The sequence below is a fragment of the Bradyrhizobium sp. NBAIM08 genome (genome assembly GCF_020193935.1).
Taxonomy (GTDB): domain Bacteria; phylum Pseudomonadota; class Alphaproteobacteria; order Rhizobiales; family Xanthobacteraceae; genus Bradyrhizobium; species Bradyrhizobium yuanmingense.
This window is the reverse complement of sequence record NZ_JADYVR010000010.1, coordinates 203175-216498: the sequence shown is the minus strand read 5'-3', so window position 1 is coordinate 216498 and position 13324 is coordinate 203175. Positions and strand designations below refer to the sequence as shown.

Annotated in this window: 16 protein-coding genes; 7 read left to right on the top strand and 9 right to left on the bottom strand. The window is 65.7% G+C overall.

Annotated features, from left to right (window positions below; genetic code table 11):
- The first annotated feature begins 56 nt into the window (after positions 1-56).
- Positions 57-416 carry a glyoxalase/bleomycin resistance/extradiol dioxygenase family protein gene (locus I6F37_RS29350; RefSeq protein WP_225153433.1) on the top strand — a complete coding sequence of 120 codons (360 nt, stop codon included), beginning with the start codon at positions 57-59 and terminating at the stop codon, positions 414-416.
- 7 nt (positions 417-423) lie between these two features.
- Here the strand turns inward: I6F37_RS29350 and I6F37_RS29345 are convergent, their stop codons facing one another.
- Genes I6F37_RS29345 through I6F37_RS29330 form a run of 4 tightly spaced genes read right to left on the bottom strand, consistent with a single transcriptional unit; the run spans position 424 to position 4003 of the window.
- A complete protein-coding gene (locus I6F37_RS29345; RefSeq protein WP_225153431.1) occupies positions 424-1380 on the bottom strand; it encodes a tripartite tricarboxylate transporter substrate-binding protein in 957 nt (318 codons plus the stop codon).
- Positions 1381-1427: 47 nt separating this feature from the next.
- On the bottom strand, positions 1428-1799 hold the full coding sequence (locus I6F37_RS29340) for a dimethylsulfonioproprionate lyase family protein (protein WP_036014542.1): 372 nt from the start codon (positions 1797-1799) through the stop codon (positions 1428-1430).
- A gap of 26 nt (positions 1800-1825) precedes the next feature.
- Positions 1826-2464 (bottom strand): RraA family protein, encoded by a 639-nt coding sequence (locus I6F37_RS29335; RefSeq protein ID WP_036014544.1) that lies wholly within the window; start codon positions 2462-2464, stop codon positions 1826-1828.
- A 21-nt stretch (positions 2465-2485) separates the two neighbouring features.
- Positions 2486-4003, bottom strand: coding sequence for an AMP-binding protein (locus I6F37_RS29330; RefSeq protein ID WP_036014546.1), 1518 nt, complete (start codon positions 4001-4003; stop codon positions 2486-2488).
- Between the two features lie 231 nt (positions 4004-4234).
- On the opposite strand from I6F37_RS29330, the gene I6F37_RS29325 reads away from it, so the two are divergent.
- Complete coding sequence (locus I6F37_RS29325) at positions 4235-4858, top strand: hypothetical protein (RefSeq protein WP_225153429.1); 624 nt, start codon at positions 4235-4237, stop codon at positions 4856-4858.
- A gap of 163 nt (positions 4859-5021) precedes the next feature.
- On the opposite strand, the gene I6F37_RS29320 is transcribed toward I6F37_RS29325, so the two are convergent.
- Both I6F37_RS29320 and I6F37_RS29315 read right to left on the bottom strand, forming a co-directional pair.
- Positions 5022-5237 (bottom strand): hypothetical protein, encoded by a 216-nt coding sequence (locus I6F37_RS29320; protein ID WP_074448068.1) that lies wholly within the window; start codon positions 5235-5237, stop codon positions 5022-5024.
- Between the two features lie 20 nt (positions 5238-5257).
- On the bottom strand, positions 5258-6259 hold the full coding sequence (locus I6F37_RS29315; RefSeq protein WP_036014557.1) for a 2-dehydropantoate 2-reductase: 1002 nt from the start codon (positions 6257-6259) through the stop codon (positions 5258-5260).
- Positions 6260-6420: 161 nt separating this feature from the next.
- On the opposite strand from I6F37_RS29315, the gene I6F37_RS29310 reads away from it, so the two are divergent.
- Both I6F37_RS29310 and I6F37_RS29305 read left to right on the top strand, forming a co-directional pair.
- Positions 6421-6987, top strand: a complete 567-nt coding sequence (locus I6F37_RS29310; RefSeq protein ID WP_036014559.1) for a YidB family protein — start codon at positions 6421-6423, stop codon at positions 6985-6987.
- A gap of 33 nt (positions 6988-7020) precedes the next feature.
- Complete coding sequence (locus I6F37_RS29305; protein ID WP_036014563.1) at positions 7021-7287, top strand: GlsB/YeaQ/YmgE family stress response membrane protein; 267 nt, start codon at positions 7021-7023, stop codon at positions 7285-7287.
- Positions 7288-7434: 147 nt separating this feature from the next.
- Here I6F37_RS29305 and I6F37_RS29300 read toward each other — a convergent pair whose 3' ends face one another.
- A complete protein-coding gene (locus I6F37_RS29300; protein WP_036014550.1) occupies positions 7435-8220 on the bottom strand; it encodes an SDR family NAD(P)-dependent oxidoreductase in 786 nt (261 codons plus the stop codon).
- A 246-nt stretch (positions 8221-8466) separates the two neighbouring features.
- On the opposite strand from I6F37_RS29300, the gene I6F37_RS29295 reads away from it, so the two are divergent.
- The 3 genes from I6F37_RS29295 to I6F37_RS29285 are packed head-to-tail and all read left to right on the top strand — an operon-like array spanning position 8467 to position 11540.
- Positions 8467-9531 (top strand): acyl-CoA dehydrogenase family protein, encoded by a 1065-nt coding sequence (locus I6F37_RS29295; RefSeq protein ID WP_225153428.1) that lies wholly within the window; start codon positions 8467-8469, stop codon positions 9529-9531.
- An 18-nt stretch (positions 9532-9549) separates the two neighbouring features.
- Complete coding sequence (locus tag I6F37_RS29290) at positions 9550-10710, top strand: acyl-CoA dehydrogenase family protein (RefSeq protein WP_036014568.1); 1161 nt, start codon at positions 9550-9552, stop codon at positions 10708-10710.
- A 17-nt stretch (positions 10711-10727) separates the two neighbouring features.
- Positions 10728-11540 (top strand): enoyl-CoA hydratase/isomerase family protein, encoded by an 813-nt coding sequence (locus tag I6F37_RS29285; RefSeq protein WP_036014572.1) that lies wholly within the window; start codon positions 10728-10730, stop codon positions 11538-11540.
- Positions 11541-11726: 186 nt separating this feature from the next.
- Here the strand turns inward: I6F37_RS29285 and I6F37_RS29280 are convergent, their stop codons facing one another.
- Both I6F37_RS29280 and I6F37_RS29275 read right to left on the bottom strand, forming a co-directional pair.
- Entirely contained in the window at positions 11727-12473 is a 747-nt protein-coding gene (locus I6F37_RS29280; RefSeq protein WP_036014574.1) for a hypothetical protein, read from the bottom strand.
- 2 nt (positions 12474-12475) lie between these two features.
- Positions 12476-13264 (bottom strand): enoyl-CoA hydratase, encoded by a 789-nt coding sequence (locus tag I6F37_RS29275; RefSeq protein ID WP_036014577.1) that lies wholly within the window; start codon positions 13262-13264, stop codon positions 12476-12478.
- Positions 13265-13324: the final 60 nt, after the last annotated feature.

The following is a 13324-nucleotide window of genomic DNA, read 5'->3' as shown; positions in this document are numbered from 1 at the left end:
CGTCAGCCTGAACGGGGCGGCTATACTTCCAGGCCCCTCCCAACGGAGCAGCTCACATGATCGGAAGCATCAGCGCCATCACGCTCGGCACGCATGACATGGGGCGCGCCGTGCACTTCTACCGGTCGCTGGGGTTCGAGCTCTTGTATGGTGGCGAAGCCGCCGCATTCACGAGCTTTCGCGTCGGCCCCGGTTATCTTAACCTGACGGCACAGCCGGACGACAAACGCTGGTCCTGGTGGGGCCGCGTCATCTTCCATGTCGCCGATGTCGACGCAATCTATGAGCAGGCGCGCGCCGCGGGATGGCAGCCGTCGACCACGCCGCGCGACGCAGAATGGGGCGAGCGCTACTTCCATCTCACCGACCCCGATGGCCATGAGCTCAGTTTCGCACGTCCCCTTCGTCGGGCATGACGGGGCCTCACGCCTTGATATTGTTGTCCTTCACGACCTTGCCCCAGGTGGCGACCTGCTTGTCGAAGAAGGTCTTGAAGGCGGCGCCGTGATGGAGCAGCAGCGTCATGTGTTGCGTCTCCTTCAGCTGGGCGGCGGTCGCGGGCTCGCTCAGGATCTCCTTGGACGCCGCCGCGAAGGCCGCGACGACGTCCGGCGGCGTGCCCGTGGGCGCGAAGATGCCCCACCAGGCCAGCGTCTCGAAGTCCGGGAAGCCGGCCTCGATCGCGGTCTGAGTATCAGGCAGGGCCGGCAGCCGCTCGCGGCCGAGCTGCAGGATCGGACGCAGCATATTGGTGCCGAGCTGGGCGGCGACCAGCGCCGCCGATCCCGCGATGAGATCGACGTGGCCGCCGAGCACGTCGTTCATGGCCGGCCCGCCGCCGCGATAGGGCACGTGCATGATCTCGACGCCGGCCTTGTTACCGAGCACGGTCATGGCGAGATGGCCGAGCGTGCCGATGCCGACCGAGGCATATTTCACCGCACCGGGGGTCGCCTTGCAGGCGGCAACCACGTCGGCAAAGCTCTTGTAGGGGCGGCCAGCGCCGGCCGCGATCACGTAAGGCGCGGTGCCGATCAGCAGCACCGGCATCAGCTCGCGCTCGACATCGACCGGCGGCTTGTCGAGGATCGACGGGATCACGGCGTGGGAATCGAACGTCACCAGGAAGGTCGAGCCGTCGGCCGGGCTCTTGGCGACCTGCGCCGCGCCGAGCGCACCGGCCGCGCCCGATTTGTTCTCGACCACCACGATGCGACCAAGCTTGGTCTGCAGGTTCGTCTGCAGCAGCCGCGCCATGGCGTCGGTCGATCCGCCCGGCGGGAACGGCACCACCAGCGTGATTTTGCCGGCCTGCGCCATCGCCGGCGTCAATGCGAGAATAGCCGGCGCGGCCAGCAGCGCCCGTCGTGTGATCGTCATGGTCCCCTCCCTTTATGTGTAGCGCTTTGCTTTTTTGCTTTTGAGCGCTAGGTCGTGCCGAAGCCTGATCCTGCTTTTCTGTATTCTGGCCGAGGCGGACTGAAGATGTCCAGCACGCGGGCGCCGTCCGGGCCGGCGCGCATGGTGTGCGGCACGTTCCCGGGCGTGCGCCAGAAATCGCCTTTCTTCACCGGGATTTCCTCCTCGCCCTGGACGCGGATGGCGGAGCCGTCGAGCAGCACGCCCCACTGCTCCTCGGGGTGATGATGCAGCGTGCCTTGCGCATGCGGGGCCAGCGTCACCACCGACAGCATCGCCTGCTCGCCGGAGAAGATGCGCGTGGTCACGCCGGCGGCAAGCTCGCGGAAGAGTCCGTCGCTGGCATCATCGAGATTGTGAAATTCTTCCTTCTGGCTCACGCCATCCTCCCTTCACGCTCCTCTGATCAGGACTTGCCGTAGGCGCCCTGGTAACGGCCCTCGCGGATCGCCTTCAACGTCTCCTCCTCGCGCGCGACCTGGACACGCACCGCGTCCAACAGGGCGGCCGCCCCGGCAGCGGGAAACGACACCACGCCGTCCTCGTCGCCGACGACGATGTCGCCGGGCGCAATCACGCTGCCGCCGATCGTCACCGGCACGTTGATCTCGCCGGGGCCGTTCTTGTAGGGACCGCGATGGATCACTGCGCGGGCGTAGCAGGGGAAGTCGTCGGCCGCGAATGCTGCGACGTCGCGGATCGCGCCGTCGATTACGTAGCCTTCAGCTTTGCGCCATTGCGCGATGTTCTTCATGATCTCGCCGATCAGCGCGCGCGTCTCGTCGCCGCCGCCGTCGACCACGATGACGTCGCCGGGCCCGACCAGATCCAGCGCGCGGTGGATCGCGAGATTGTCGCCGGGACGGGTGCGCACGGTGAAGGCCGTGCCCACCAGCTTGCCGCCGCGGTGATAGGGCCTCAGCCCCACTGCACCGGGTAGCCGGGCGAGATTGTCCGAGATCACCGAGGTCGGCGCGTCCCTGAACCCCTCGATGATATCGGCCGGCGGCTTCTTCACGCTGCTCGCTGCGATGGTGATCGTCATGTCAGTCCTTCCTTGCTTGTCTCATTCGGCATGCGCCCGCGCCTTCGAAGACAAGATCCGGAACGCGCGCCCCTCCTTCATCCACGTCGCACGCTCATCGCGCAACAGGGTGCGCCGAACTTTTCCGGAATCGTCGCGCGGCGGGGCGCTGACGAATTCGAAGCTTTCGGGATGCTTATAGCGGCTGAGCCGGTCCTTGAGAAAATCCGCCATGCCGTCGGCAATGGCCTGCCCGTCCGCATCGGGCTCCGGCTCGATGATGGCATGCACACGCTGGCCCAGTTCCGGATCGGGCAGGCCCACCACGACGCAGGAGCGCACACCGGGAGCCTCGGACACCGCGGCCTCGACCTCGGCCGGATAGATGTTGGCGCCGCCGCGCAGCACCATGTCGGCGAGGCGGTCGCCGAGATAGAGATAACCTTCGGCGTCCAGCCGGCCGATATCGCCGAGCGATTCCCAGCCGTCGGCGCGGCGCTTCGGCTCGGCGCCGAGATAATGGTAGGTGGCGTCCTTGCCGTCATTGTTGAGGAAATAGATCTCGCCGGTCTCGCCGGGCGCAACGTCCTTGCCGTCCTCGCCGACGATGCGAAGCTTCGCCATGTCGCCGATCTTGCCAACCGAGCCCTTGTGCGTCAGCCATTCAGTGCCGGAGATGATGCAGGCGCCCTGCCGCTCGGTGCCACCATAGAGCTCCCAAATCCGCTCGGGTCCGAGCCAGCCGATCCAGTTCTCCTTTAGCCACGGCGGCATCGGCGCAGCCATGTGGAAGACCGTCTGCAGGCTCGACAGATCGTAAGAGTTGCGCACGCTCGCAGGCAGCGCCCAGATCCGGTGCATCATGGTCGGCACGAAATTGACCCATTGCACGCGCTCGCGTTCGATCTGCCGCAGCGTCTCCTCGGCGTCGAACTTGGTCAGCCCCGTGAGCTTGCCGCCGACGAACAGCGCATAATGCGACACGATGAACGGCGCGTTGTGGTAGAGCGGACCGGGATTGAGCAGCGATACGCCGAATGGAATATTGAGCGGCGGCGCAGCCGCGGTATCGGTCACGGCCGGCTGGTGATCGAGGATCACTTTGGGTCGGCCGGTCGAGCCGCCTGAGGTCATCGCCTTCCAGTATCGCGCCACCGGCGGCGCCAGCGGCCCATCCGAGAATCCTTCCGGCACGAAGTCGGCGGCCAACCGGTTGGGCGCATTCCAGTCGGCCTCGCCGCCGACCACCAGCGCAGGCTTGAGAATGTCGAGCACGGCGGCGGCTTCGCCGCGCGGCAGCCGCCACGACAGCGAGGTCGGCGTCGCGCCGCATTTCCACACCGCAAAGGAGGTCTCGAAGAACGCGTTGCCGTTCGGCAATCCGATCGCGACGAAATCCCCGGGCTTGACGCCCTTGGCCATGAATGCCCGCGCGCGGCGGTTGGCGCCGCGCTCGAGCTCGTCCCAGGTCAGCGTGTCCTGCCCGTGACGGATCGCAATCGTGCCGTGTGGTTTGCGTTCCGCGTACCAGCGCGGCACATCTGAGAGCGGCAGCAACATCAGGCGTTTCCATTTCGTCTTCTTGGCGTCGCCGCAGGAGTGAGGCGCTCGCGGCACGAGTGTACCAGCCTGCGGTCAGGGCGCTGTGACTCTCGCGCCACGTCAAGCACAAAATGTCAGCATCGCAGCCCTGAATTTCCTGGGTTCCATGGGTGACAAGCCGGCAAGAAAGGGGCAAAAATCCGGCTCGACTCAGTTCGGGTTGAGTTGCGCAAGGAATGCTCTCGTAGAATGTCGTCGGTCGTTACATCGCGTCGTGCGGCGCTGCTCGCCGTAGGTACAGCAGCTTTGTTCCTGCTGACGCACGGGCATGCCGAGGCGCAATGGTGGAAGCGCGCTCCGGTTGATTTCGAGGAATGCGCCGACGCCGCCGAGAAGGCCGCAACCAAAGCGGAGAAGACGGCCGCCCTTGCCGATTGCAACGCCAAGTTCGCCGGCCGCCGCAAGCCGGGCGGCGGCTATTCCTATTACGATTTCCTCCAGGATCGCACCTTCGATATCGCCGGTCCCAATCCGACGCCGGAGGAGCAGAAGAAGATCGACGAAGCCTATACGGCCTATCTCGCCAACCAGCGCCGCAGCAACGAAGCGGCCCAGGCTATCGCCCGGCAGCAGCGCGAACAGCAGGAGCAGCAGTTGCAGCAGCTGCAGCAGGTCGCGCTGCGGACCGAAGTCGCGCGCGTGCCGGTGCCGGTCGAGCGGCCGAAGGTGCAGCAAGCCGCGGGCGCGAAGCCGAAGGCTGCACCTTGCGCCAAGGGCTCGTTCTCCTGCGAATGGCCGCGGCTGTCGGAGAGCTTGAACGACCTGAAGAAGCTGTTCAACCCGACCCCGAGCAAGCCCGCGAAGAAGGGGTGAGTTGCATCCATAACCGTCATGGCGAGGAGCCCTTGCGACGAAGCAATCCAGGGTCTTTCCGCGGTGGGATTCTGGATTGCTTCGCGGAGCCTGTCATCGGGCGGCGCTTTGCGCCGACTCGGTGGCTCGCAATGACGAGTTGGATGGAGATCAGCTCCCACCCTCAGTTCGTGCGCTTCTTTTTGCCCTGCTTCGGTTTCGCCAACGGCGCAGTCGCCGGCTCCGTCACCATCGGCGAAGCACCCAACTGCGACCGGCTCTCCTGCAATCGCCTGTCATATCCAGGTGAGTTCATCACCGTCGGCGGCCTCGCATAGGCGAGCGTCGATGTGCCGCAGAAGGCAGTCAGCGCGAGCCCGATCACAAGACCACGTTTCATCGCGCTCCTCCTTTCGGGCGCTACCCCCGAATCTGCTGCGGCGTCATACGGAGCGGACCGTTGCCGGCCGCCTCGGCTTCCTTGATCAGCGCAACAATGCGGCGCATCAGCGGCACGGCGACATGGTTCCGCTCGGCGAGCGCGATCACCGCGCCCTGCAGATAGTCGATCTCGGTCTTGCGGCCCTGCTTCAGATCCTGCCACATCGAGGAGCGCGCCTCGGGATCGATCTTCATGGTCCGTCCCAGGATTGCACCGAAGATCGCATCCGGCAGCCGCAGCAGGGTTGGAGACCAGCTCATCGGGATCGGCGTCGACGACACCGGCACGATGTGGGCGGCCTTCAGCACGGCCAGCCCTTCGGCCATCTGGTCGGCGAACAGCCTGCGCCAGTCGCGGCTGGCCAGTTGCGCGGCAAGCGGCATGTCCGACAGCGCGCTGAGCGCGTTGTTCAGGTTGATGATCAGCTTGCCCCATTGCACGCCGGTGATGTCGCCGCTCGCGCGCATCGTGAGGCCGGCGACCGAGAGCTTCCCGGCCGTGTTCTCCGCATCCTCGCCAACATGAATGTCGCCGGAGGTCGAGCGGTGGAAGCGGCCCTCGCCCATCGCGATCACGTTGAACGGCACCATGCCGGCCAGCACGCGGCGGCCGCCCAGCCGCTCGCGCAGCGCAGCGACATTGCCGACGCCGTTCTGAAGCGAGACGATGACGGCATCCTCAGGCGCATGCTGCGCGATCTGCTCGGCGACAGCAGCGGTATCGGCGCTTTTCACCGTCACCAGCACGATGCCGGCGCTGTGGAAGATCGAGGGATCCTCCGACAGCGCCAGTTGACCCGCGCCGAGCTTGTTCTCGGAGCCGTCGAAATCAGTCAGAAGCAAGCCGAACCGCTCGATCTCGGTCTTTACCCGCGGCCGCACCAGGAGCGCGACGCGGCGGCCGCGGGCGGCCAGCATGCCGCCGACGAAACAGCCGATGGCGCCGGCGCCGGCCACAACGATCGGTCGATCCGCAATCACCGAGCTCACTCCCTGAATGACCGGCCTTCGATAGCAGAGCCGAGCCCGACAACCAATCGCGGCGCATCCGACTTGTAACGGTCATGAGTGCCCCATATCTTCTCGCCCCGGGGGCAGTCAGCGGCGAGCGCTCGCCGAACGAGACGCCAAAGGAGAGCACCATGGGTCTACTCGACGTCCTCAACGGCATGCAGAACGGCCCGCGCGGCCAGAGCACACCGAGCTCCGAGAAATCCTCCGGCGGCATGTCGCCGATGACCATGGCGCTGCTCGGCCTGCTCGCCTGGAAGGCATTCAAGCATTTCACCGGCAACCAGTCCGGCTCAGCGCCCCAACCGTTGCCGACACCCGCGCCTCCGCCGGTGAACGTAGGTCGGGGCGGCGGTCTGAACGACATGCTCAAGGGCGGCCTCGGCGGCCTGCTCGCCGGCGGTGCGGCCGGCAGCATTCTGAGCGGCGGGCTTGGCGATCTCCTCAACCAACTCCAGCAGAGCGGACACGGTGATGCCGCCAATTCCTGGGTCGGCAAGGGCGAGAACAAGCCAATCGCGCCGGGCGATCTCGCCAGCGCGCTCGGCGCCGACCAGATCGAGAGCCTGTCCGCCCAGAGCGGCCTGTCACGCGAAGAGCTGCTCTCCGGCCTCAGCCAGTATCTGCCCCAGGTGGTCGACCATTTGACGCCGGACGGACGGCTGCCGACCGAGAATGAACTCTCGGATCGGGTCTGATCGGTTCAAAGAGAGGGGAGCACAGTCATGAGCATGGGCGGCCTGTTTTGGATCATCCTGGTCGGCTTCATTGCCGGCCTCATCGCGCGCTGGCTGTCGCCGGGGCCGAACAATCCGAGCGGCTTCATCCTCACCACCATCCTCGGCATTGCCGGTGCGTTTCTGGCCACCTGGATCGGCCAGGCCATCGGCCATTACAGCCCCGACCAGGGCGCCGGCTTCATCACCGCGACCATCGGCGCGGTGGTGGTGCTGTTCATCTGGAATCGGCTGGTAGCGAGCGGCGTGATCAAGGGATAGCGCTTAGAAGCGGTAACGACGAGAGCACGCCACCTCCTCATCGTCATGCCCGGGCTTGACCCGGGCATCCACGTCCTTCGACCCGAGCGGCCTCACGTGGATGGCCGGGTCAAGCCCGGCCATGACGCGGAGAGGGCGTATCGGGTCTCACGTAATCAAATGCATCCCCGCATCCATGCGCACGACCTCGCCGGTCATGTTGCTGGAGGCCGGCGTCGCCAGGAAGCAGACGAGCTGGGCGATGTCCTCCGCGGATGATGCGACCTTCAGCGGCACTTTCGCCACGACGCTGTCGCGCACCTGCTTGGCCTGCGCCTCGCCGCGGCCCTTGGTGAACCAGGGCGTGTCGATATAGCCAGGACAGACCGTGTTGACGCGGATCAGCGGCGCCAGCGCGCGCGACAGCGACAGCGTCATGGTGTTGAGCGCACCCTTGCTCGCGGCGTACGCAATCGACGAGCCGACGCCGCTGATGCCGGCGACCGAGGACACGTTCACGACCGCAGATGGCCGCCCCGAAGCCTTGGCGGCGGCTTCGAGCAGGCTGCGCGCCGCGCGCACCATCTGGAACGGACCGATGGTGTTGACGCCATAGACCCGCTGGAAATCTTCCGCCGACAGACCGTCGAGATCGGCGTGAGCCACATGCTTGGTGGTGCCGGCATTGTTGACGAGGATGTCGAGCCGGCCCCAGCCGCTCGCCGCCGCGACGATCTTGCGACAATCCTCATCCTTGGAGACGTCGCCCTGTGCGACCAAAACCTCCGCGGCGCCGGCCTTGCGGCAGGTCTCGGCCGTCGCCTCGGCTTCCTTCCGGCTCGACGAATAGTTGATGACGAGCCGCGCCCCGCTGCGGGCGAGAATCTCCGCAGTCGCTGCACCCAGCCCGGATGCGGACCCCGTCACGATTGCGCACAAGCCGTCTTTTGCCATCCGGATTTCCTTCCCCTGTATCTGGTGTGGCGTCCTGTTTAGCGAGTTTGCCGCGCCCTGCAAATCGAGCAAACTCCGCTAAGCGGAATTAGCATTTCCTGAAGCCTGGCCCCATGCCCACGCCGCAGATGGACCTGCGATCAACGCTTGTCAGGGCCATGGCTTTTTCCGATCATCGGGCGCAAGAAGAGACTGCGCACTGGCCGATCTGACCGGACGCGCCAATGGCAAGATACGGGGAACGCTGTGGCGGAGAGTGACAATATCGTCGTCGAGACCGCGGAGAAAATCTTCGCCGATCTCGCCGACCCGCAAACCATCAACAACGACAAGAACAATTCCTGGCAGGCGCCGCTGTGGCAGGCGCTGAGCGAAGCCGGCCTGCCGCTGTCCTGGGTGCCGGACGATCTCGGCGGCTCGGGCGCGAGCCTCGCCGACGGCTTTGCGCTGCTGAACGCCGCCGGCCGTTTCGCAGTCGCGGTGCCGCTGGCCGAGACCATGCTGGCGGGATGGCTGCTGGCACAGGCCAAGATCGCTTCCCCCGAAGGCGAGATGACGATCGTGCCGGCGTCCCCGAAGGACCGTATCACCCTCGATGCCGACGGTGCGCTCTCCGGTCGCGCGCGCGGCGTGCCCTTTGCAAAAGCAGCGAAGCATTTTGCGGTGCTGGCACACGGCAAGGACGGTGCTTCCATTGCGCTGATCGACGCGGCCAAGGCGCGGATCGAGGCCGGGCTCAATGTCGGCTACGACCACAGCGATACCGTCACGCTTGACAAGGTCCAGCCCGTCGCCATCAAGCCCGCGCCGAAGGGCTTTGAGCAGACCCATCTGATGCTGATGGGCGGCGTCGCGCGCAGCCTCCAGATCGCCGGCGCGCTGGAATCCATGCTCGACATCTCCGTGCGCTATTCCAACGAGCGTGTCGCCTTCGAGAAGAAGATCTCGAAATTCCAGGCCGTGCAGCACAATCTCGCGCGCCTTGCCGGCGAATCCGCCGCGGCGCTTGCGGCGGCGACGTCCGCCGCCGACGCCATCGCCAATGCAAGATCGTTCAACGACGAGATCTATCTTGAAGCCGCCTCCGCAAAGATCCGCTGCGCGGAAGCTGCCGAGAAGGGCGGCGGCATCGCGCATCAGGTGCATGGCGCGATCGGCTTCACCATGGAGCACATCCTGCACCGCTATTCGCTGCGCGCGCTGGCCTGGCGCGACGATTTCGGCTCGGAAAGCTACTGGGCCGTCGAGCTCGGCAAGCTCGTGGCAAACCGCGGTGCCGATGAATTGTGGCCGCTCGTGGCGTCGCGCTGATCAGGGGACGAGACAAAAATGACCGCTGCCCTCCGTTTCGATCCGATCCGCCTGCCGGAGAAATGCGAGCAATTGCGCAAGGAAGTGCGCGCCTTCCTCGCCGAGGAAATCGCCGCCGGCACTTTCGATCCGCACAAGCCCAATCGCGAGGACACCGACGCGCCGGAATTTTCCCGCCGGGTCGGCGCCAAGGGCTGGCTCGGCATGACCTGGCCGAAAAAGTATGGCGGCCAGGAACGCTCCTTCCTCGAGCGCTACGTGGTGACCGAGGAGATGCGCGTCGCCAATGCGCCGACGCGGCGCTTCTTCGTCGCCGACCGCCAGAGCGGGCCGGTGCTTTTGAAGTACGCGCCCGAGCACATCAAGATGGAGATCCTGCCGCGGATCTGCCGCGGCGAGATCTGCTTTGCGATCGGCATGAGCGAGCCGAACTCCGGCTCCGACCTGTTCGCGGCGAAGACGCGCGCGACCAAGACCGAGGGCGGCTATCTCATCAACGGCACCAAGATCTGGACCTCGTCGGCGCATATCGCCGACTACATGATCGCGATCTTCCGGACCTCGCCGCCGACCAAGGAAAACCGCCGCCACGGCCTGACCCAGTTCCTAGTCAAGATGAAGCAGCCGGGCATCAAGGTGAACCCGATCGGCCAGATCACCGGCCAGTACGAGTTCAACGAGGTGGTCTTCACCGATCACTTCATCCCTGACGATCACGTGCTCGGCGAAGTCGACGGCGCCTGGAAACAGGCGACGAGCGAGCTCGCCTATGAACGCTCGGGCCCTGAGCGTTTCCTCGAGACCTATTACGTCCTCACCGAGCTGGTCCGCGCTGTCGGTCCCAATCCCGACACGCGCAGCGCCGAGGGCATCGGCCGCCTGGTCGCGCAGCTCCACACCATGCGGCGGATGTCGGTCTCGGTGGCCGGCATGCTCGAAGCCGGCAAGGAGCCGGTGGTCGAAGCGTCCATCGTCAAGGACATCGGCACGGTCTGGGAGCAGCAGCTGCCGCATCGCGTGCGCGATCTCGCCGCCTTCGTCGAGGAGACCGCGACCAACCGTGAGACCTTGGAGCGGCAGCTCGACTTCGCGATCAAGACCGCGCCGAAACTCACCATCCAGGGCGGCACCACCGAGGTGCTGCGCGGTATCATCGCCCGCGGATTGGGTCTGCGTTAAGTCAATCGAGGATCATCATGAGCACCTATCAAGATATCGGCGTCGAGAAGGTCGGGCATGTCGGCACCATCGAGATCCGCCGTCCGCCGCTCAACTTCTTCGATATCTCGCTGATCAACCAGATCGCGGACGCGCTCGACGAGTTCGACCGCGACATCGAAATCCGTTCCTCCGTGCTCTCCGCGCAGGGCAAGGCGTTCTGCGCCGGCGCCAATTTCGGCGATCCGGCGCGGCAGGCCCAGGAGGCGCGCGAGGCCGAGAAAAAGGGCGATCCGGCCGACAGTCTCGGCCCGATCAACCATCTCTACATCCAGGCCGTGCGCATCTTCCGCGCCAAGAAGCCGATCGTTGCCGCCGTGCAGGGCGCGGCCATCGGTGGCGGTCTCGGGCTTGCAGTGTCGGCCGATTTCCGCGTCACCTGTCCCGAAGCGCGCTTCTCCGCAAACTTCACCAAGCTCGGCTTCCATCCCGGCTTCGGCCTGACCGTGACGCTGCCGGAGCTGATCGGCAAGAACAACGCCGAGCTGATGTTCTATACCAGTCGCCGCGTCACGGGCGAGGAAGCCTACAAATGGGGCCTCGCCAACGAGCTGGTGCCGCAGGACCAGGTGAAGGTGGCCGCGATGAAGCTCGCCGGCGAGATCGCCGAATGCTCCCCGCTCGGCCTGCTCTCCACCCGCGCCACGATGCGCAATGGCCTCGCCGACCGCGTGATGGCCGCGACCAATCACGAGCTCGCCGAGCAGACGCGGCTGCGCGCGACGGACGATTTCCAGGAAGGCGTGAAGGCCACGGAAGAGCGGCGGGTGGCGAATTTCAAGGGAAGGTAGTTTATTACAAAGCGATCGCTTCTTTCTTCCTTCTCCCCTTGTGGGAGAAGGTGGCGCGAAGCGCCGGATGAGGGGCTGCTTCAGCGCATTCAAACGCAAGTGATTCGCTCGCGGAGAGAGACCCCTCACCCGTCTCGCCGCTCGCGGCGAGCCACCCTCTCCCACAGGGGGAGAGGGTTTGCCCGCTCAACTCACGCGGAACGTCACTCCGCCCAGCAGAAACTCGTTGCCCTCAACCGCGAGCCCTTTTGCCTTGGCGGTATGCAGCACCTGCGCCACGTCAGTCACCCGAAACTCCAGCGCACTCATGATCTCGCTGGCGCCCTTGACGAAGCGGAAGGTCGCGTTGGGTAGCTTCAGTTCGGCGCCTTCAGGCGCAATTCCGATGATCCTGCCCCAGTGCTCGGCCAGCCCTTGCGGATCCGGGCTCTGCATCTCCACCGCCGTCAGCGCCTCGGTCACATCCTTGCGAATGAATTTCTGCCAGTCCGGTCCCGCCGGCGGATACGGCCCGAGGATGTCGTCGCTGCCTTCGGTGTGATTGAACTCGATGAAGGCGGCGCGGCAGTCGCGGGGGTGGAGCTGCACGCCGTGATAGGGCGCGTGGTCGATGACGTTGGCGGTGCGCACGCCGAGCGCATTGGCCTTGCGGCCGCGCGCGTCCGGATCGTCGCAGCAGAAGATCGCCATGTAGCCGCCGCGGCCGCCGGTCTTCTCGATGAAGCGACCGGCCGTGGTGCCGTCCTTGAACGGCGCGACCACCTCCAGCAGGATCGTGTCGACCGGGAGCAGCGCGTTCTCGAGGCCGTATTTGGCGACATTGCCGTCGCGATAGCAGACGGCGAGGCCCATGATCCGACCGATATCCGTGATGACGGGCTCGAGCTGCGGCGCGACCAGGCAGATCTGACGCAGCCGGATATAGGGCGCCATGGTCATGCGCCCCTAAAGGTCGGCTTGCGCTTCTCGACGAAGGCCTTGGCCGCCTCCTTGTGATCCTCGGTGTCGCCGCAACGGGTGTGATGGATCGCCTCGCCGTCGAAGCAATCCTCCAGCGCCAGGTGCTCGGCGTTGTTGATGTTGCGCTTGATGAAGCCGAGCGCGATCGACGGCCCTTGCGCCAGCGACAGCGCGAGCTCGTGCGCGGCCGCGTCGATCTCGGCGTCGGGCACGACCTTCGTCACCATGCCGATCGCATGTGCCTCCTTCGCGGTGAGCACCGGCGACATCAGATAGAGCTCGCGCGCCCGCGCGCTGCCGAGCAGCTGAGTCAGGAAATAGGTGCCGCCGTAATCACCGGAGAATCCGACCTTGGCAAAAGCAGTGGTGATCTTGCAGGATTCGGAGGCGATGCGCAGGTCGCAGGACAGCGCCATGGACAGGCCGGCGCCGGCCGCCGCGCCGTCGAGCTGCGCCACCACGGGCTTTGGCATCTGATGCAGAATGCGCGAGACCTCCATGCCGTGGCGCAGATTTGCGAGCTTCCGCTCGAACGGCAGCGGCGCGCGACCAGCTGCCATCGACTTGACGTCGCCGCCGACACAGAACGAGCCGCCGGCGCCCTTGAACAGCACCGCCCGCACCTCGGGATCATCAGCCGCGCGCCGTGCCGCCTCGACCAGCCCGGCGACCATCTCGGGATTGAGCGCGTTCTTCCGCTCCGGCCGGTTCATCGTGATGGTGAGCAGCCCGCCTTCGAGCTTTTGCAGGACCATGTCGTTCATGGATGTTGGCCTCATTCTGTGGTGCCACTCTCTCACTTTATCATTCCGGGGCGCGACGAA